The 19,605-nt window shown below is 46.8% G+C and carries 20 protein-coding genes; 14 read left to right on the forward strand and 6 right to left on the reverse strand.

Annotation, left to right across the window (positions count from 1 at the left end; genetic code table 11):
- The first annotated feature begins 153 nt into the window (after window positions 1-153).
- From GCE9029_RS10290 to GCE9029_RS10325, 8 genes are all read left to right on the forward strand, one after another.
- On the forward strand, window positions 154-2,190 hold the full coding sequence (locus tag GCE9029_RS10290; RefSeq protein WP_062665573.1) for a type VI secretion system Vgr family protein: 2,037 nt from the start codon (window positions 154-156) through the stop codon (window positions 2,188-2,190).
- Window positions 2,178-2,909, forward strand: coding sequence for a DUF4123 domain-containing protein (locus GCE9029_RS10295; protein ID WP_062663195.1), 732 nt, complete (start codon window positions 2,178-2,180; stop codon window positions 2,907-2,909). Before GCE9029_RS10290 ends, GCE9029_RS10295 begins: the two co-directional genes overlap by 13 nt.
- On the forward strand, window positions 2,906-7,687 hold the full coding sequence (locus GCE9029_RS10300; protein WP_062663196.1) for an RHS repeat-associated core domain-containing protein: 4,782 nt from the start codon (window positions 2,906-2,908) through the stop codon (window positions 7,685-7,687). Before GCE9029_RS10295 ends, GCE9029_RS10300 begins: the two co-directional genes overlap by 4 nt.
- A 7-nt stretch (window positions 7,688-7,694) precedes the next feature.
- Window positions 7,695-8,144: a hypothetical protein gene (locus GCE9029_RS10305; RefSeq protein ID WP_062663197.1), complete on the forward strand. Its 450-nt coding sequence runs from the start codon at window positions 7,695-7,697 to the stop codon at window positions 8,142-8,144.
- 260 nt (window positions 8,145-8,404) lie between these two features.
- Window positions 8,405-8,563: an HNH/ENDO VII family nuclease gene (locus GCE9029_RS27000; protein ID WP_438356870.1), complete on the forward strand. Its 159-nt coding sequence runs from the start codon at window positions 8,405-8,407 to the stop codon at window positions 8,561-8,563.
- A gap of 11 nt (window positions 8,564-8,574) precedes the next feature.
- Window positions 8,575-9,003, forward strand: coding sequence for an SMI1/KNR4 family protein (locus GCE9029_RS10315; RefSeq protein WP_062663199.1), 429 nt, complete (start codon window positions 8,575-8,577; stop codon window positions 9,001-9,003).
- Window positions 9,003-9,551, forward strand: a complete 549-nt coding sequence (locus GCE9029_RS10320; protein WP_062663200.1) for an imm11 family protein — start codon at window positions 9,003-9,005, stop codon at window positions 9,549-9,551. Before GCE9029_RS10315 ends, GCE9029_RS10320 begins: the two co-directional genes overlap by 1 nt.
- A 209-nt stretch (window positions 9,552-9,760) precedes the next feature.
- Window positions 9,761-10,327, forward strand: a complete 567-nt coding sequence (locus GCE9029_RS10325; protein WP_062663201.1) for an SMI1/KNR4 family protein — start codon at window positions 9,761-9,763, stop codon at window positions 10,325-10,327.
- A gap of 58 nt (window positions 10,328-10,385) precedes the next feature.
- Here the strand turns inward: GCE9029_RS10325 and GCE9029_RS10330 are convergent, their stop codons facing one another.
- Complete coding sequence (locus tag GCE9029_RS10330) at window positions 10,386-11,282, reverse strand: Gfo/Idh/MocA family protein (RefSeq protein WP_062663202.1); 897 nt, start codon at window positions 11,280-11,282, stop codon at window positions 10,386-10,388.
- Window positions 11,283-11,594: 312 nt separating this feature from the next.
- Here GCE9029_RS10330 and GCE9029_RS10335 point away from each other — a divergent pair, with 312 nt between their 5' ends.
- Both GCE9029_RS10335 and GCE9029_RS25845 read left to right on the forward strand, forming a co-directional pair.
- The gene (locus GCE9029_RS10335; protein ID WP_062663203.1) at window positions 11,595-12,032 is read left to right on the forward strand and encodes a hypothetical protein; all 438 of its coding nucleotides are present in this window, start codon (window positions 11,595-11,597) and stop codon (window positions 12,030-12,032) included.
- A 12-nt stretch (window positions 12,033-12,044) separates the two neighbouring features.
- Window positions 12,045-12,239, forward strand: coding sequence for a DUF1289 domain-containing protein (locus GCE9029_RS25845; protein ID WP_082804329.1), 195 nt, complete (start codon window positions 12,045-12,047; stop codon window positions 12,237-12,239).
- A 47-nt stretch (window positions 12,240-12,286) separates the two neighbouring features.
- Here the strand turns inward: GCE9029_RS25845 and GCE9029_RS10340 are convergent, their stop codons facing one another.
- Window positions 12,287-12,604, reverse strand: coding sequence for an antibiotic biosynthesis monooxygenase family protein (locus GCE9029_RS10340; protein WP_062663204.1), 318 nt, complete (start codon window positions 12,602-12,604; stop codon window positions 12,287-12,289).
- Window positions 12,605-12,776: 172 nt separating this feature from the next.
- Here GCE9029_RS10340 and GCE9029_RS10345 point away from each other — a divergent pair, with 172 nt between their 5' ends.
- The 4 genes from GCE9029_RS10345 to GCE9029_RS10360 all read left to right on the forward strand — a co-directional run bounded on the left by GCE9029_RS10345 (window position 12,777) and on the right by GCE9029_RS10360 (window position 15,727).
- On the forward strand, window positions 12,777-13,769 hold the full coding sequence (locus tag GCE9029_RS10345; protein WP_062663205.1) for an ABC transporter substrate-binding protein: 993 nt from the start codon (window positions 12,777-12,779) through the stop codon (window positions 13,767-13,769).
- A gap of 17 nt (window positions 13,770-13,786) precedes the next feature.
- The gene (locus GCE9029_RS10350) at window positions 13,787-14,530 is read left to right on the forward strand and encodes an ABC transporter permease (RefSeq protein ID WP_062663206.1); all 744 of its coding nucleotides are present in this window, start codon (window positions 13,787-13,789) and stop codon (window positions 14,528-14,530) included.
- Window positions 14,527-15,270 (forward strand): ABC transporter ATP-binding protein, encoded by a 744-nt coding sequence (locus GCE9029_RS10355; protein ID WP_062663207.1) that lies wholly within the window; start codon window positions 14,527-14,529, stop codon window positions 15,268-15,270. Before GCE9029_RS10350 ends, GCE9029_RS10355 begins: the two co-directional genes overlap by 4 nt.
- Window positions 15,271-15,331: 61 nt before the next feature.
- Window positions 15,332-15,727, forward strand: a complete 396-nt coding sequence (locus tag GCE9029_RS10360) for a DUF2750 domain-containing protein (protein ID WP_002540717.1) — start codon at window positions 15,332-15,334, stop codon at window positions 15,725-15,727.
- 76 nt (window positions 15,728-15,803) lie between these two features.
- Here GCE9029_RS10360 and GCE9029_RS10365 read toward each other — a convergent pair whose 3' ends face one another.
- The 4 genes from GCE9029_RS10365 to GCE9029_RS10380 all read right to left on the reverse strand — a co-directional run bounded on the left by GCE9029_RS10365 (window position 15,804) and on the right by GCE9029_RS10380 (window position 19,596).
- Window positions 15,804-16,973 (reverse strand): questin oxidase family protein, encoded by a 1,170-nt coding sequence (locus tag GCE9029_RS10365; RefSeq protein ID WP_062663208.1) that lies wholly within the window; start codon window positions 16,971-16,973, stop codon window positions 15,804-15,806.
- 32 nt (window positions 16,974-17,005) lie between these two features.
- On the reverse strand, window positions 17,006-17,983 hold the full coding sequence (locus GCE9029_RS10370; RefSeq protein WP_062663209.1) for a glutathione S-transferase family protein: 978 nt from the start codon (window positions 17,981-17,983) through the stop codon (window positions 17,006-17,008).
- 11 nt (window positions 17,984-17,994) lie between these two features.
- Entirely contained in the window at window positions 17,995-18,984 is a 990-nt protein-coding gene (locus GCE9029_RS10375) for a glutathione S-transferase family protein (protein ID WP_062663210.1), read from the reverse strand.
- Window positions 18,985-19,143: 159 nt separating this feature from the next.
- Entirely contained in the window at window positions 19,144-19,596 is a 453-nt protein-coding gene (locus GCE9029_RS10380; RefSeq protein ID WP_062663211.1) for a serine protease external chaperone, read from the reverse strand.
- Window positions 19,597-19,605 lie beyond the last annotated feature (9 nt).

The raw sequence follows: 19,605 nt of genomic DNA on the forward strand, positions 1-19,605 counted from the left end.
CCTAAGGCTTCCTGGCAGAAGGCGTGTTTCTTTGTGAAGCAGGCCTTTCTGACCCCACCCGCCCTCGCGGCGGGTTTTGTCGTCAGACAGTGACGTCTGATGAAGCTTCTGAAGTCTCTCAGAAGCAATGGATAGTTCTTGCTGGGTATCTCTATGGCTACGGAAAGCGGTCTCCAATTTACTCTTAACGTCGAAGGCTTGCCTGACGACACCTTTGTGGTGGTCGACTTTCAGGGCGACGCCCATCTCTCGGCCCCTTTCTGTTTTGATATCAAGCTGGCCAGCCGTAATGAAGCCGTCTCTGAAAATGACACGGTGGACCGTCATGTCACACTGGTGATTTGGCAGGACGGGGAGCTCAAGCAACGCTTCCATGGCATTGTCCGCCGTTTCTCAAGAGGCGACACGGGTTTCCATCACACCCGTTATGCACTGGAGATGGTGCCGTCCCTTGCCAGACTGTCCCTTCGCCAGAACAGCCGTATCTTCCAGCAGCAGTCTGCCCCGGAAATCATGAGTATTCTCCTGCAGGAGATGGGCATTGATGATTATGCGTTTTCTTTATCCGGCAGCCCGCAGACCCGTGAGTATTGTGTCCAGTACCGCGAGACGGACCTCGAGTTCTTAGAACGTATAGCCGCGGAAGAAGGCATTTTCTATTGCTTTTTGCACAGTAAAGATAAGCACACGGTGCTGTTCTCAGATGATACCCAGACCCTTTCAGCTTCGGGCCTTGCGCTGCCTTATAACGTGAATGTGGGTGGTATCTCCAAAGAGAATTTTGTTAAAGGCTGGCAGTCTTCGGCGCAGGCAAGACCGTCTTCCGCGCAGCTGAAAGATTACAGTTTTAAAAAGCCAGCCTATGGCTTTTTACATGAACACGCGGGCACGGAAATGGCCTTTCAGCGTGGCACGTATGAGCATTATGACTACCCGGGGCGCTATAAGAGTGATGCCGCCGGGAAGCCCTTTACCCAGTACCGTCTTGAGCATTTAAGACGTGATGCCATCACGGCGACGGCGCAAAGCAATGTCCCGCAGGTTCAGCCGGGCATGTTGTTTGACCTCGTGGACCATCCGGATGACGCCACGAACCGTGACTGGGTGGTGGTCTCTGCCCAGTGTGAAGGCACTCAGCCTCAGGCACTGGAAGAGGCTGGCGGTGAGGGCATGACCACGTTCCACAATACCTTTTCGGTCATTCCTGCTCACCGGCCTTGGCGTCCGACACCGCAACCGAAACCTTGTGTTCATGGCCCGCAAATCGCGATGGTTACCGGTCCCGATGGTGAGGAAATCTTCTGTGATGAACATGGCAGGGTGAAGGTGCAGTTCCCCTGGGACCGTTATGGCAACAGTGATGATGCCTCAAGCTGTTGGGTACGGGTCTCTCAGGGCTGGGCGGGCGGTCAGTATGGCATGATGGCCATTCCCCGCATCGGTCATGAGGTGATTGTGTCTTTCCTTGAAGGTGACCCTGACCAGCCGATTGTTACCGGGCGCACGTATCACACCACCAATGTGCCTCCCTATCCGCTGCCCGCTAACAAAACGCGCACGGTACTTAGAACCGAAACCCATCAGGGGGAAGGCTTTAATGAGCTTCGCTTTGAGGACCAGGCGGGGCAGGAAGAAATCTATGTCCATGCCCAGAAGGACATGAACCTGCTGGTTGAGAATGACCGCAAGGACAACATCAAACATGACCTCCATCTGGATGTGGAGAATGAAAGGTTCCAGCATATCAAGGTGGATGACCACCTGACCGTCGACGGGCAATCCAAAGAGCATGTGAAAGGTGACAAAACAGTCATCAGTGACAACAAAGTCCACATCAAACAAGGTACAGGACAGCTTGTCGATGCAGGCAATGAAATACATCAAAAGTCCGGTGCCAAGCTGGTGATTGAAGCAGGTAGCCAGATCACGCTAAAAGCGGGGGGCTGTTTCGTCACTGTTGATACGTCAGGGGTACATATATCAGGCCCCGTAGTTGATCTAAATGCAGGAGGCGCAGCAGGAAGCGGAAGTGGATACGGCGGTGCAGCACCCACATTGCCAGGGCAACTGCCACCTAAGCCAGAAAACCCACTCCCTATGCTGACACCGGCACAGATCGCCACCATGAAGTCCGCAGCGCCATTCTGCGAAGAATGTGAAAAATGTAAGGATGGCCAATGCGAGATCTAGCCCAAGAGACAGAGGCTCCTCTCCATTGGTATGCCATATTCAACGGAACCTGCGATGACAAAGCATTGGCAGATTTCTATCGCTTTGGCGGTAATGACGCCAAACCACTTTGGAGCGGAACCCCCTACGCAGAATGGCATGAGGTGATGCCCTATATCGCTGACGTTTCACACATGCCTGATTTCATTACCTGGACTGAACAGGAAGCGAATGAGGACTGGGGCATTCTCGTTGCAAGTACACTCCACTTGCCGGACATATTCCAACATTTTCGCAGTCTAACACTGGTGTGGATGCCCTCAGGCAACCATGCCTTTTTCCGTTTTTATGACCCAAGATTCAGTATCGATCTAGCAAACTTCTGCGATGAAGAACAACGCAACCAAGTGATGGGTCCTTGCCAACAATGGGTTTCAAAACAACGCACAGTGACCAACTCTACCCCTGCATCTTCAGTCGTTGAGAAACCCTTTCCGTGGTGGGAAGTGCCTGAGGCCGTCGTTAAAAAACTCAGCAACGACCCTAGAACTCTAGCTACCAATCTTATCAAGGAATTTCAAGAACAACGCCCAGATTTGTTTTGTTGCTACCCCGAAAAGATCCTCAATCAAAAGGTAGCTCGCTTCATTAAAAACTTTGATGGCCCGCAAAGTACATACCTTACCAGCTTCATTGAACTCATAGAGGCCGAACAAATGCATTTAGGGAACTTACGATGAGCCAGAAACAACAGTACTACAGCTATATAGAAGGCCAATTTGAAGGTTTCCCTAACCTCCTCAGTACATATAGAAAACAACTTAATGCGTGGTACTTTAAGTCTGCGGATTATGCAACCAACGCATTTGATCTCCCCTCCTTGTTTGCGATGGATAAAAAGATCGTAGCAGGAGGAGCATCAACGACAGTTGGTTCCTCAGATGATGATTACGCGGTAAAAGCAATTTGTCCGAGCAGCGGAGAGCTCCGTATAGAGAGCGTTTTTCAGTCCATTTATCACGTACCGTTAGGCGCAATCCAAGTTTACGTTAAGTCTGAAGACGGTAAAGAAAACCGCTCTGTCATGCTGGACCAACAAGGACAAGCTTTAGTCACTGGCCTCACACCAGGCGTGAAATATAAAATCGTTGTCGACCATAAACCAACGCAATCAGAGATGGATGCATTGTTCTCTCATTATGATTCGATGGGGAAAGATCTTGTTAAGTGGCTAGAGAATAAATGGGTAGGCTTTAAGCCAGAATGGGATCGCTATTTTGCTCAATCAGCTGTGGATAGTGTTTTAGAGAATCTCGGCAAGTTTTTTGAAGGTATTTGGGATGCATTAAAGTCGCTTTGGAATGGCATTAGCGAAGTATATGACTTGCTAAAAGATCCTGAAAAAGCACTTAAAAACATGTCAGAGGGTGCCAGTGAAATCATTTCAGCAATAAAAAATGCTGCGTCGAATGCACCCAAACAACTTGAAAAAGCCATGTTGTTCGCCTCAGATGAGGCTGCGTTGTATCTGCTAACCAGAGCAATAATGATCTACCTCTCGATCATTCCAGTTAGCGGTATGATCAACGAACTTTCAAAACTATCAGGTGCTGCAATCGCTGATATTATCATCGGCATTCTTGGTGGCCTGATTATTTCTTTCATCGCAACGCCAGTCGTGGGAGGGGCTTATTTTCTATTTAGAGCAGGAAAAACCGCGGGTAAAATTGTTAACAAGATTCTAAAGCCCATTGCGAATTTTATGACCGATGTATTTGATATGGTCAAAAAACTAATAAACAAAGCATCTGGTAAGTTCAAACGCGTTGCCATTAACGATGGAAAGGGTGGAAGTTATCGAAACGGCAAGGTTCAACTCAAAGCAGACAACCAGAAAACCTCTAAATTAGACAGTGACAACGACATACCTGACGATAGCAGTCCATCTACCAATCCAGATGACAAACCGACACAAAGCGAAAAAAATACTGAGCTTGACAAAGACCCAATATCAATGGCCACAGGTGAAGAACTGCTGTCCCTCCAAGATGGTCATCTACCTGGGCTACTTCCCTTTGAGTGGAAAAGGCTTTACCGCACGAGTGCCGCAGAATTAAACCAAGGTTTAGGCTTTGGTTGGTCACATAGCCTCTCACATCAACTACACAGTGCTGGTAAAGATGTCATTTGGACTGATGCTGAAAACAAACAAACACGGTTCACAAAACCTAGTCGCAAGCTCCCTATTATCACCAACACGACAGCCCATGCTGCCGCTTATTTTGATGAAAATGAGCGAATCGTCACCATCGCAGAAAATGGTCAGCGCTTTCATTTCAAAGCAAAAGAGGATGAATGGCTGCTAGATGAGATAAGCGACAAATATCACCATCGCTTGCTTATACAACACGACAACCATAATAGAGTGGAAACAGTAACAACAGAGTCTGGCCTTCGTTTCAGACTCATTTACCAAGATCTATTGTTGTCTCGCGTCGACCTCTATCACAAAAAAGAACAAGATGAACGCCCTGTGTGGGTATTCATACACACACAAGCGGAATACTTCTATAACGAATCTGATCAGCTCATCGCAGCAACCAATGCCAGTGGAGAAACCGAACACTATCAATACAACGACCACAATGTTATCCAGTCCCGCGAATTAGCAGGCGGCGCTATATTTTATTGGGAGTGGCAAGGGGAAGGTAAGTCATCTAAAGCGATACGTCAGTACAGTAACCTTTCCAATATTGATACGACCTACGCTTGGGATGAATCATCCAACGCTGTTACGTTAACAAACAGTAATGGGACGCAACAGGTTTATCAACATGATGAAAATGCGCGACTCATTAAGGAGGTTGATGCTGGCGGTGGTGAGTACTTAAGAGAATACGATGACAAAGGCCTGCTTCTAAAAGAAATCGACCCCCTAGGTAATACCACTGAGTATATCTACGCTAGGTCTGGTGAGCTGCAGACTAAGATAGCGCCAAACGGGTTAGCAACGAATTACACCTATCTCAATGGGCTGCTGATCCAGATACGCCAAGATGAAGCGCAGTGGGATTATAAACATGATGCGATGGGGAATGTCACATGGCAACGCGACCCATTAGGACATGTCACTCGCTACGGGTACAACACTCATGGGCTCATTAATGCCATTCACTATCCTGATGGCACACAGCACTCACTGATTTGGAACATCAATGGTGAGCTGGTAGAAGAAACAACGCCTCAAGGAGAAAAGATCCGCTACCGCTACGACATATTGGGAAGGCTGAGATACCGACAAGACAGCCTCGGCGTTCATGAAATGCATTATGACCGCAGCGATCGCCTCACTAAACATGTATTGCCTGGTGGTAAAACAAGATTTTATGAATACAACGCCTACGGCAAAGTCACCAAGTACATCGATGAACAAGGCCGTCTAACCCAATATGAATATCGTTGGCCCTCTCATCAGATCACAAAGAAGATCAACCCAGATGGAACGGAAGTTTCTTATCAGTACGAGAATGCTTTCCAGTTCCTTAGCGATATCGTCAATGAAAATGGCGAGCACTATCATATTGATTACGCACCAACAGGCCACGTCAGCCGTGAAGTCACTTTTGATGGGCGTGAGTTGACGTATCAGTATGACAAACATACCCAACTTATTTCAAAAACAGAAAAAGGGGTTAACGGTGCTGAGCTCACCACTCAATACCAGTATGACAGTTTGGGCAATGTCATCGTCAAAACGCTACCAGATGATAATGAAGTACGTTATGAATATGACGCTCAAGGCAGGCTAGTTTCGGTTGATGATGGCCATTGGCCACTTGCCTACCAATATGATCTTTTGGGTAGACTCATTCAAGAACATCAGGGCTGGGCAACCTTGGGCTATCGCTACGATGAATCCGGTAGGCTCAATGCAATGATGTTGCCTGACGGCCAAACTATCGACTACTGCTTTGACAACGGTCAGCTAAGTCAGGTTAACCTCAATGACCAATTGCTGTCGAAGCATACTTACCAGGCTTCCGGCTTTGAGTTACAACGCCAGCAAGGTGCCTTAACCAGCTATTATCAACATGACGATCAAGGTCGGCTACTCGAACATCGCGTTAAGCAAAAGCAGCTTGAAAAAATCCACCGTAAGTATCACTACAATAGCGTTGGAAACCTGACGAACATAGAAGACAGCGAACGTGGTCAGAAGCAATTCCACTACGACCCCCTTGATCGCCTTACTGCGGTAAGAGGTGCTCTAAATGAAGACTTCCACCATGATCCTGCTGGAAACCTGCTGCTGAATAAACAGGCCAATGTTGAAGGCAACAAATTGCTGTTTCAGGGAGACAGCCATTATCAGTACGACGAATTTGGCAGGCTAACAAAGGAAGCCAGAGGAAAGAGCAGCAAGCTCGTTTCCAGTTATACTTACGACTGTCAACACAGGCTTGTTCAATTGGAAAAGCCCGATGGCTCAACGGCATCCTATCAATACGACGCGTTTGGGCGAAGGATTTCCAAATCCATCACGGATAAAGCGGGCAACCAAAGCTCAACGGAGTTTATCTGGCAGGCCGACAAACTATTGGTAGAAACAGATAACATTGAGCACTACCAAACCTACCTCTATGAATATGGTAGCTTCCGTCCTTTAGCTCTGATAGATGGTGAAGGCGCTACCAACCAAGAGACCTATTTCTATCAGGTCGATCAGCTCGGTACCCCACTAGAAATTACGAGCGTATCGGGAGAAGTTGTCTGGTCCGTAGACTATAAAGCGTATGGCAGCTTAGCTTTAAAGCGGGCAGAGAAAGTCACCAGCAATTTACGCTTTCAAGGGCAGTATTTCGATGAAGAAAGCGGTCTACATTACAACCGACATCGATACTATAGTCCAGCAACAGGAAGGTTTATAACATGCGACCCTATTGGACTAGCTGGTGGCCTGAATAGCTATCAATATGTAAAGAACCCAATGAGGTGGATAGACCCAACGGGATTGACCCAGAGTGAAGGAAACTGCCCAACTGGAGACAGTCAGCAAACACTACAGAAAATAAATGAGATAAAATCACTCAGAAAAAATGAGCCAGAAGCGAGAATAAAACAGCTAGCATTCGATCCAGACACTGGTGGATATCGTAATAAAGAAGCACTGACAGCGTATAAAATTGAAGAAAGGTTCGGTTTTTTTGAAAGATATCAGAGACAAAGTCCAGACGCTTCCAAAGGAGACTTTGTCTCTATATCTGGTCCTTACAAGGGGCAAACGTTTGACGACTTTGGCAGCGAAATTACTGAAGGTATGATAAGGCAACTATCTTTAAAGCCGGCTAGAACCGAAAGGAAATTTTTTGAGTCCTTGAATAAACACCTTGAGCAATCTGATAATGTCGTTTTGAATCTGACAGTACTGAAGTCAAAACACTCAGACCTTTATGAAAGAACGATGGGTTTTTTAAAAACACATCCAAATAGAAATAAAATAATTGACGTCACGGAGTAAATATATAATGTCAATCGTAGAAATTAAATCCTACAAAGGAAGCTTTGAGGAGAAAATATTTTATATCTCTCAAGCACAGAGAATAATAATATTGGAATTTACAAACGAAAATATCGAATGCAGAGATGTATGGATAGATGAATACATTGATGACATCTATCTAGACAGCCTTAACAATGAATTCAAATCATTTTACTTGGAAAAAGAAGATGGATACGGATTCTATAACAAAAAAGAAAGAAGGTGCATGTTAAAGGAAATAATAACTAAGTCATATAACCTAATCCATCGAACCAAACCAGAAAATATTGAACTACTATTAAAAAAAGAGACAAGACTGGATAAGAGATATTTTGACATAAAAGATATAGACCACTTCATTCAAAAAGAAAAAGACCATGAGAAGAATAAACATCGTCTTTTGTCAATATATAATAGCTTACTAGAGATAATATAACATTATGCTCCACCACCTCATACATTGACAGTGTTCCCTCCTCTATTTCCATTAACATGTATAACTACTTGATAAGTATTTCTTATGATGGTGTAGGAACACGAAAATACCGCCAAATAACTAGGATAGCCGCCTTTAGATGAAGCAAAAAATAGAAAACGGATGGGCTAACTTGAACTTAATGGAAAATAGCCATGCTCCGATTGGACCAGACGGAAAAAATAAATTTGCATCACATACAGCGTCAAGAACCCGGGCCTATGGTAGAAATCGTTAGTTCAACACATAAAAAATATCACAAACCTTTGCACGGCCTAATTGAAGATGGAAACAGCTTTAGAAACAATACATCTTTACAATATCAGTATGAAAAGTTTAGAAAAGAATATTGGAAGCTAAGGGCCAACGATTTCAAATGAGGACCTGACATATGAACTTCAATGAATTAGCAAACAATAATAGCGATACCTTTTGGCAAGGTGGGGCTGACACAGCTCAGATAGAAAAATTAGAGCAGCTTCTAGGAATTAAGCTTCCCTCTGTTTTTAAAGAATTTCTCCAATCTCCAGGAGGAGGCGGCGTGGCTGACTCGGAGATCTCAGGCATTGAAGATAATAATGCAGCTCTCGACTTTGGCGGAACTGTATACGGAGACACTCTCGGCGCACGAGAAGACTTCGAACTGCCTGAACACTTGGTAGTTATTTTCTACAAAGATGATGAAATTTGCTGGTGCATTGACACATGCTCTCCGAACGGGCAAGTCGTCAGCTACGATGTGTTCAAGAAAAAGGTTGGCCCTGTAATCGCGAATAACTTTGGTGAATTCTTCTCGGACTACGTATCTATGAGGTTGTAATGTCCTACAAAGTATGGACGCAAAAGACTGATAGTGATAGCAATTTCACAGCGGCGGAGCTGGAAAACGCAGCGAAATTATCTGGAGTAAAAGTCCTATCGCGCAAGCGTTTAAGTGCAGTTTGGCCCGAAGATGTCACCATTAACATTGTCGATGAAAAGCCACCATGCGACACGTTCAAATGTGGCCCACTTCTTATCGTAAATGAACGAATTAGACAGCTCTTGGAACGCTTCACTAATGATGTTGAGTTCCTCTCTGTCAGCGTTAAGTTGAGAGGCGACGTATATAACGGCTACTACTTCGCTAACGTTGTGATCAGCGAAGATATCTTGGACCGCAACAATTCAGTCTATGAGGAGTTTGATGGAGAGATTGAGGACATATCTTCTTTGCGTCTAATGGATAATGATGCTTCTTCAAATGTCTGCTTCTTGGACGTTGATGACTATATATTACTTGTACGTGAGGAAGTAGCGGCAGCCTTAGTAAACGAAAATATTGGTGGCGTTAAATTTTTCGCGCCTGAAGACTGGCGTCCTTGGTAATCAAAAGAGTCACTACAGCCTTATCAACTGAATAGCTACCGACTCAGTAGACACTTTCGAGCCTGTCTTCTCAGCGTTTTTCATGCTCTACAGGTGACATTTGATCGTTGGAACCGTGCCGACGCTTACATCGTAGAACATCTCAATATATTCAAAAAAGATATGTTCAAGCAAAAGCTCTTGCATAAGAGATTCGAAGAGTAAAAAACATGGAATCAGGGTCAAAGCAAAAGGAAGAAGCCTTCCTAATAGTTAAAGAGCTAGTCGACACATTTCTTGGAACATCTGGAGATGGATACGCATTAAACGTGCCTGCAGACATGCGTATTGGCAATGTTGACGATGATGGATGGTGTGAATGGAAATCTACTGACAGCTCTGTCACCAGCGAGGACATACAAGCTATAGAGGATGGATTGGGTTTCAAACTTCCGCTTCTCCTTTCAGAGTACCTGACTTATAAATGTCTTCTGATGACAGATTTTTCTGTTCGCCTTCCTCAAACCCCTTGTGATAATCCTCTTTTTGAGTTTATGGAGTATGTAACTCTTTATAACGAAAAATTTAAATCGTTAGACTTGTTCCCGTTCGCATATGACGAAAATGACGCAGGCCCAATTTGCCTAGATATACGAGGCTTTCATACCAACGAAAGTGCAGTAGTTGTATATGACTATACGTATGCGGGTGACCCCGAATATAGAGGCGACTTAGCTTGGCCTGACTTAAAAGAGCTTTTTCTACATATGATTTCAGAGCTTAAGCAATATCAGTAACTTTTTTCATACCTATTTAACTACTGTGGCGCTTCTCGATGTAGGCATACTTGCGCTTTTAACAAGCCCCCAACAACCACTCACAAAATGCATGGGTCGATAGGTTTCGTTGCTTAGTTTCCTCATCCATTCGGCCTGATGCCACCACACTCACCCATTCTTCCAGCATGGCTTTAAAGCCCTTGGTTTCTAGGGTATTTGTCCAATCGGGCAGTTCGACAGTTTGGGTGATGCCGTTCTCGAATTTCTCGCCTTTCAAAAAGCTGTTAAATTGATAAGCTTCGTTTTCAAAGGCCAACGACACTGACTCGCAGGTTTTGCCAAACTGGCGGTTCATTTGGCCATTGAACAGAGTGCCATTTTCTTCCCACGAGAGATTGATCATGGCGATTTCATCGCCCGCTTTCTGGCACACCACCTGTATGTCTTGCTGGTCAATATTTCCATGGACATTGAGCGAATCAATCACGTGGATCATGTCATCGAAAATAAAGTCCTGTGCTTTGCCTGTCAGATTGAGTCGATGTTTGTGCCAAGTAAGCGTTCGAAGATCAGCTCGGCCCACCAGCGTGTTCCAAAGTGGAATGTAGCGGCGATTGAAGCCAACAAACAAAGGGACGGATTTATGCTCTGACAGCTCATGAAGCTTTTGGTAGTCGGCAAAATTCAGCGTGGCAGGCTTATCAACGAAAACGGGAATGTGCTGCTCCATAAAGAACGTAGCAATAGCAGCATGCGTCTCACTGCTGGTGTGGATCATCACGCCATCGATATTCATCTTAAGCAACTCGCGATAATCGCGGCAGGTTTCCGCAATGCGATATTCGCTAGCGACTGCTGCTAGTTTTTCTGGGTTCCGGGTACAAAAAATAAGCTCGAGATTTGGCATGCGGGTGAGCAAAGGAAGGTAGGCTTTAGTAGCAATATCACCTAAACCGATTACGGCAATTCTCATTCATTTCCCTTTCATTGTTGAAGCAGATTGCTTGCTAATTCGGAGCCAATCGCAAGCTGAAAACCTAGCTTGGAGGGTATCATTTCTGCACCGATTTAGACTCCAGACGCGTCACACTAAAGAGACATTTTCGATATTCACGTTCTCTATTTCGTTCTTACTGCTTTTGCTGTTCCTCGCCTATTGACACCTATTTGGCGCCATTGATAGGTTACGTTATAACATAACAACTCAGTTTGGCTAGGATGCGAATCCAGAACGTAGAGAAGCATGTTAGATGCTCGTGTTGGGTCTGTATTTCAAGGGATATGAATGAAAGACATTAAACCTATTTTCCGGAATCTCGAGAAAATGCTCCGGCAGTCGTCATGGTTTGATGATGGTTGGGAAATATATAACCGTGGCGTGTACATGCAGCTTTATAAGGAAAATTGGCACAATGAGGCTCAAGGCGGCATCCACTTTGAAACCTATATTGAAGCGCCGCAGTTAAAGCAGAAAGAGTTTCCTATCTGTATGCACGCAGAAGAAGACTGCCCTTCACAATCTGAATTTGTCCGCAAATTTCTGCAACTTGAAGGTGAGAAAATAAAGGACTGGAAAGGCTATCAAACCATAGGGGGCGGTTATCATATTTGTCAGCGCAACCTGCCTCTCAACTTTAAAAACCTCGAACAAAAGCTGTATGAAGAGTTTAATCGTCTCCGACAATTTGAAGGCGGTATTGAGCAGACACTGAGTGAGCTCTGAAGCAGGATAACGATGAAGCGGAATCAAAGTCCCTGTATTGATGTGTGTGATTTTTCTGGCCCCAAAGGGTGGTGTTTGGGGTGTGGCCGCACACGCGAAGAATGCCATACATGGAAAGGCATGAAACCCTACGACAAGAACACCCTTCAAAAAGCACTGAAGAAACGGATGGTAAAGATTAAAACCCTACACAGTGAGAAAGACTAGAGCCTCAGCCTTTCACCTCTACTCTACCCGTCCATTACTCAATGTATCTAAAGGCTGTAGTCGCGTTCTACTTTAGCGATGCGGGTCGTGAATGCGGCATACCATTTTTCCCGCCCAAGCTTCTGAGCTCGCACATGCTCAACGTTCGCTTTCCACTGTTTGATGGAGTCGAGATCCTTCCAGTAGGAGATCGTGATCCCCAAACCATCTCTGACTGATTCTATGCCAAGAAAACCCGGCTCTTGAGCGGCCAGTTCAACCATGCGTTCAGCCATATCGCCATAGCCATCTTCAACATCAGTTCTTACGTTGGTAAATATCACCGCGTAATAAGGGGGTTTAGGGGTTTTCGCAATGTCAGACATAGGTATTCCTTTACCAATGAGGGATTCGCTACTCAGCATACGGAAGCGTATCCGTAAGTACACCTTTGCAGTGCAGGTAAAGTGTTTTTTCGTCACAAAGTAGCATTGTGCATGAACACTTAACTGCTTAGTTTTAAATCTGTTCCCACCGGAATCAAGAGGTTAAGCAGTTATGGTCAGCATCTCTCTTACTACGCTAATACGTAGTCTGTTCGTGGCTATCACACTGATGGCAGTATCTTTATCAGCACTCGCTAGCGAACTCCCTGTGGTCAAAGTTGGGGTTTTGAAGTTCGGCACCATTAACTGGGAAATGGATGTCATTAAACGTCACAAGCTGGATGAAAAAGCAGGTTTTATCCTTGATATCACACCTCTGGCTTCCAAGAATGCCTCTTCCGTCGCGCTACAAGGTGAGGCTGTCGACGTCATTTTCTCTGATTGGGTTTGGGTTAGCAGGCAACGTGCAGCGGGCAAAACCTACACCCTCTCACCCACTTCTGCGACGGCAGGCGGTATGTTCGCGGCTGCCGACATTCAGCTCTCTTCACCCTGCGATATAGGCGGTCAGAAACTCGGCATCGCAGGTGGCGCGGTCGATAAAACCTGGCTCCTTTACCAAGCCTATTGCGAAGCCAAAGAAAACAAAGCAATCAGCGCGTTGACTGAACAACAGTTCGTTGCGCCTCCACTGTTAAACAAGCTTCTGATGCAAAACAAAGTTCCTGTCGGAATCAACTTCTGGCATTACGGCGCAAGACTCAAAGCTGCGGGGTTTCAGCCTGTTATCAGTCTTGACGAAATCGTCAAAGGCTTAGGGATCAATACTCAGGTGCCTATGCTTGGTTGGGTGTTCGATGAGAAGTGGGCGAATGCGAATCCATCTTTGGTCTCAGCGTTTTTGAAAACATCTGCCGACGCGAGAGCTATGTTGCGATCCTCCGATGCGGAATGGGATGTCATCAGGCCACTCACCAAGGCAGAGAATGACGAGGTGTTCAATGCGCTTAAAACTGCTTATCGGCGCGGCTTCTCAGGCGTGTTTGGCGAGGAACAGCTGAATGCCGCCGCAAAAATCTTCGATATTCTCGCCAAAGAAGGCGGGCCGAAACTTGTGGGTAAATCAACCACACTGAGTGACGGCACGTTCTGGCTAAAGCCATAAACGGAAACGGCTAACGAGTGAGCTTATCAAGCTACCAACGCTACCTACTCCCAGTTCTGCTGCTGGTGTTTTGGCAGTGGTCAGCGGCGCTGGTTAACAGCGCCGAATATCCAACGCCTGTTCAGGTCTACAACGCTTTTGTTTTTGAGCTGCTCAATGAGCAGATGCTTTCTCATCTTGGCATCACGCTTTGGCGGGTGTTTCTGAGCTTTATTATTTCCATGGTGCTCGGAGTGATATTTGGCATCCTGATGGGTCGCTTTCCAAGGCTCAATGAGCTATCGGATCCCTTATTGATTCTCGCACTCAATATTCCTGCCCTTGTAACCATATTGCTTTGTTACTTGAGTATTGGCTTGGTAGAAACCGCCGCGGTCACCGCCGTTGCGCTAAACAAAATCCCCACAGTCGTCGCGATGATCCGAGAAGGTGCTCGGGTGGTTGATAATGATTTGATGGATGTCGCCAAGGTTTTCCGCCTCTCCCCGACCAAGCGCTTTTTCATCGTTTTCCTTCCACAGCTTTACCCATACATCATGGCATCGGCTCGCACCGGGTTATCGCTGATTTGGAAAATAGTACTGGTCGTTGAGCTGTTAGGTCGCAGCAATGGCGTCGGGTTCAAACTTCACACCATGTTCCAGTTCTTCGATATTGCAGGCATTCTTGCCTACACCTTCGCCTTTGTCACTGTGATTTTCCTGCTCGAATCTCTGCTTTTCCGCCCTCTCGATAAAGTTGTTTCAAGGGGTCGAGCATGATTTCGATTACGCTGAATATCGAGGAAAAAAGCTATGGCTCTGAAACGCCAGTGCTGGGCTCACTGCGTGGTCAATTTAAACTAGGAAAAATCACCGCGATTGTTGGCCCTTCTGGTTGTGGTAAATCCACCTTACTCAACATGATTGCGGGGTTGGAAAGCTCACAAAAAGGAGAAGTCGGCTTTTCTGAAACATCAGAAATAAAGCCAAGGGTGGGTTACATTTTCCAATCGCCGAGATTGATGCCATGGCTCACCGCCAAGGAAAACCTTGAACTGATAGCTGGGAAGAGCAATCCCGCCATTCAGGAAACACTCAGTGCCATGGGTATTCTCGATAAACTGGATAGCTATCCTTCTCAGCTTTCAGGTGGCATGCAGCGTCGAGTCAGTATTGCCCGAGCATTCGTTTATCAACCAGAACTACTGCTGTTAGACGAGCCTTTCACCTCGCTTGACGCCCCGACAGCCGATCAGCTTAGGCAACAACTTATTGCGCTGTGGCAGCGCCAACAATCGACTATGGTGTTTGTCACCCACGATCTTCGTGAAGCGATTTCAATGGCAGATGAGATCTGGTTTTTGAGCCGCCCTCCCACGACGGTCATCCATACCCTTTCCATCAACCAACCGCCGAAAAGGCTGTTGGGAGACATACAAAGAATGCAGGAAATTGACCGCATTGCGTCATCACTATTACAGCAGCACCCCAAATTACTCAGTGGCATTGCACACCACTAGCGCCTCACCACGTAGATTGAGATATACTGCACTCCTTTCTCATTGCCCGGTGGAAATCAAAATGGCAAAGACGCTGACTCAGGAACGTATTGCTGAAATCCTGAAATTCGACGTAGACCAACGTTACAAATACCTGGTGAAGGAAGTGGTGGAAAACCGCGAAATCTGGATCCTGACCGACGAGCATGGCTGCGTGATGCTCAACACCGAAGACGAAGACTGTGTGCCGGTGTGGCCAAATGAAGAGTTCGCGCAAGAATGGGCAACTGGCGAGTGGGAACACTGCAAACCAGAGCCAATTGGGCTGAATAAATGGCACAGCCGCTGGACCAATGGTCTTTTGGACGATGAGCTTTCTATCGTAGCTTTCCCAAATACCGATCTGGAAGGTGTGGTGCTGTTCCCAGATGAATTTGACTTCGACCTGACCAATCAGGCGAAAAAGCAAAAGCGTTAATATAACTTCTGAAGTGAAAAGAGCGGGCAATGCCCGCTCTTTATATTTACACCTCTATTTTTGCAGATCTGCAAATTTATAAGCTCAATGTCACTGGCTTCACATGGGTGTGATCCGCCAACACATTGATGGCTGAAGCTTTAAACAAAGGATTTTCATCCAGTTCTTCAAACAGCCATTTGCAGCTGAATACCATTTTGATCGCATGCACTTCAGGTACCTTGCGGATTCCACTGGCAATGTCTGCCCAGTCGATGGCATTCACGTATGCCAGCGCATCTTCATCCAACGTCGGCAGGGTTTTCGGATAACCCTTCTCGATGTAAAGACCCGTTAACCAAATCCAATAACGTTGCCACAGCTCAGCCAGCAAAGGACGGTAACCATTCCCTTCTGCCAACACGCGCATGGTGATGTCTGCCAGCGCCTGAAAGCTCGTCACGGCATGAAGCGTGGTCAACGCAGGTTCATACAAGTACAAACCGATCGCCCTGTCACCAATTTCGCGCTTCTTAAGCTCGATGTTTTCTTCCGTAATAAAGAACTCATCTGCTACTGAAATATCATGAAGCACAGTATCAGAACAGAGCATCTCGCAGATTTGCAAGCTACCACCGAAACGCGTGATTTCAGGTTTGGCAGCATGCACTCTCAGCCATTGCTCTTCTGCAGTGATAGACTGTGCTGACATATCAATGCGCGGCGGCAACATGCGCTTGTACATGTCTTCAAAGCGGATCGCCCAGTACGCTAAGGCATCAGCAATCAGCCCTTTGTCGCCATGCATAATGGCAAAGCTCAAACGGATAACCGGGTGAAATAAGCCCATTGGCAGCGCGTATTGCAGCTTTTCAAGTACGCCCATCAGATACGCAGTTTGGTCGCTCGCAGCTTGCTGCCCTTCGAAGAAAAGGCGTTGGAAATCGGCAAGGTATTCCGCTTTCCCCAGGTATTCCGTCCAATTCTCTTCGGTCACGACGCCGGTGTCGCGCAGGTGAAGATCTTCTTCAATACGCGCACGATAACGTGGCCAGCTACTGCGAAATGCTTTGATTTCATCATCGGTCGCACCTAATCCCTGAAGCGACATAATCGTCATTGGGTAATGGTTCGACATACCGCCTTTGGTAACGCCACCAAGGTTGGGGTGGAATGCGCTGTCGCGCTGCATTTCGTCATTGACCAACGCAGACATTTCTGTTGCCGCGCTGAAGCGTCTTTCTTTGTTTTTGGTTGAGAACAACATAATGGATCCTCCTTGCGTTGATTGCTGTTGGTTTAATCCAGAAAGCTCACGTATGGCGCAACGGGCACGATGCCGTGCGGGTTTCTAAGTGGGCTTTTCGAGTTATAGCCTCGGCGATAAACATCCAAATCTATGGTGTCTTTCACACCAGGCTGCTGTACCAGAGTTTTCAAATACGCTGAGATATTCGGGTAATCCCGCAGTGCTTTCAGATTGCACTTGAAGGCGGTGAAATAACCCACATCAAAGCGCACCAGTGTCGGCAACAATCGCCAGTCTGCTTCGGTAATGGCATCACCCAGCAAGAACGCTTGTTTGCCGAGACGCGCTTCAATCTCTTCAAGTGATGCAAATAATGCAGTCACTGCCTCGTCATACGCATCCTGCGTTCTGGCAAAACCGGACTTATACACGCCATTGTTCACTGTGTTAAAAATCCAGTCGTTGGTGTCATCAATCTCTTTAGCCAACGCTTCCGGATAGAAGTCCCGTGTATCACCAGTGATGTCGTTAAACGCACTGTTGAACATACGGATAATTTCTGACGATTCATTGCTCACAATGGTTTGGGTCTTTTTATCCCAAAGCACGGGCACTGTGACTCTGCCGGTAAAATCGGGATTCGACTTCACATAAAGCTGGTGCATGGCTTCAAGCCCGAGCAAATTGTCGGTAAAGCGTTCCTCGGTGTTATCGAACACCCAACCTTGCTCGGTCCGAAGTGGTGCCACCAGCGACAAACCCACCACGTTTTCCAGTCCTTTGACTTTTCGGTAAATCAGGGTGCGATGCGCCCAAGGACAGTTCAGAGCTGCAAACAGGTGATAACGACCCGCTTCGGCTTTAAAACCCGCTTCACCACTTGATCCCGCTTCCCCGGTTGCGGTGACCCAATTACGGAACTTAGCGACACCGCGAACGAAACGTCCGTTTGCTTCTGAATACTGCTTCTCTTCCCACTCACGCAGTTGGTCATCGGTGAGCCAACGGCCTTCAATTAACTTACCCATCTCTAACCTCCTTACTGCGTAGTGCCGACGTCTTCACGTCCGTGCGGTGCATCGAAATCCAACGCCGGGCCAATCGGCACAATGCGGGTTGGGTTGACCGTTTCATGACTGGCGTAATAGTGCGCCTTGATATGGTCGATATTTACTGTCTCTGCGACACCCGCGAACTGGTAGAGCTCTCGAAGGTAGCCCGACAAGTTTGGGTATTCACTGATCCGGCGACGGCTGCACTTGAAGTGTCCGACATAAACAGCATCGAATCGGATAAGTGTGGTGAACAAGCGCCAGTCTGCTTCAGTAAGCTGTCCGCCCACGAGGTAGCGATTGGTCGCCAGATGCGCTTCCAGTTTGTCCAGCGCACTGAATACGTCTTCCACTGCTTCATCGTAAGCCTCCTGAGTGGTCGCAAACCCAGCGCGATACACACCGTTATTAATGTTCGGGTAGACAAAATCGTTCATCTCATCAATGGCTTCCCGCAATGCTTCTGGGTAGTAATCACCCGGAAGCGCGCCGATGTCATCAAACGAACTGTTGAGCATGCGAATGATTTCTGAAGACTCATTGCTCACGATGGTTCCGGTCTTCTTATCCCAAAGTACTGGCACCGTGACACGCCCCGTGTAATCCGGTAATGCGCTCGTATACACCTGGTGCAAATAGGTCGCGCCGTTAATCGCGTCTTCGACCACATCATCACCCGGCAGGAAGGTCCATCCGTCATCACCCATAAAGCCATTGACCACCGAAATGGAAATCATCGCTTCCAGCCCTTTCAGTTTTCTGAAAATCAGGGTGCGATGCGCCCAAGGGCACGCCAGTGAAACATAAAGGTGATAACGACCCGGCTCTGCTTTAAATCCGCCTCCGCCTGTTGGCCCCGCCGAACCATCTTTCGTGATCCAGTTTCGAAAGCTCGGCGCTTTTCGGGTAAAGCGTCCGTTTGTTTTGCTGGTGTCATACCAATCGGTGCGCCAAACACCGTCTACCAATAAGCCCATTGCCGTGCCTCCAAGCTGTGTAATTTGCTGATGGGCTAACAATAGATGTTATTGAGTGAAGGAAAAACAGCAGTAAAGTGAAATGATTGTTCTTCAAATTAGAACAATAAAGGAAAAATAGAAAAGACCCCTTTCGAGGCCTTAAAATATAGGAGTCAGTTACTCAGGCTTTTTCATTTCACTGAATACTTCAAGCTGTGCCCTCAAACCTTGCGCTTCCAGATTGGAGATCAGCTCAGTCAACTCCGCGCCTGATGTCGCTTTCAATACTGCGATACCACCTGCACTGGAAACCAACGACAGATCATTTTCTTTCGCCAGTGACTCCGCTGTCGTCTTGTCGGCTTTAACCAGGATCAGGCCACTGGTCTTGTGGCTAACCAAACCTGTTGCGTCCGTGAGCGTTTCGCCGGCATAGACTTTTGGCGCGTCCTCTAAACCGAAGAAGCGGAGCAAAGAGAAGGCTTGTGGTGCATCCTTGTAAAAGGTTTTACCGTTGATGACGACTGCTTCTCCTTGAGGCGTTGCGACCGCTAGTTCTGCCAGTTCACCGGTTGCCATAACAGGAGCGGAAAGTAACGCACTGCTGAGCAAAATTGTTTTAAGTTTCATTTTATTCAC

The sequence above is a fragment of the Grimontia celer genome (assembly GCF_900055185.1).
GTDB lineage: Bacteria > Pseudomonadota > Gammaproteobacteria > Enterobacterales > Vibrionaceae > Enterovibrio > Enterovibrio celer.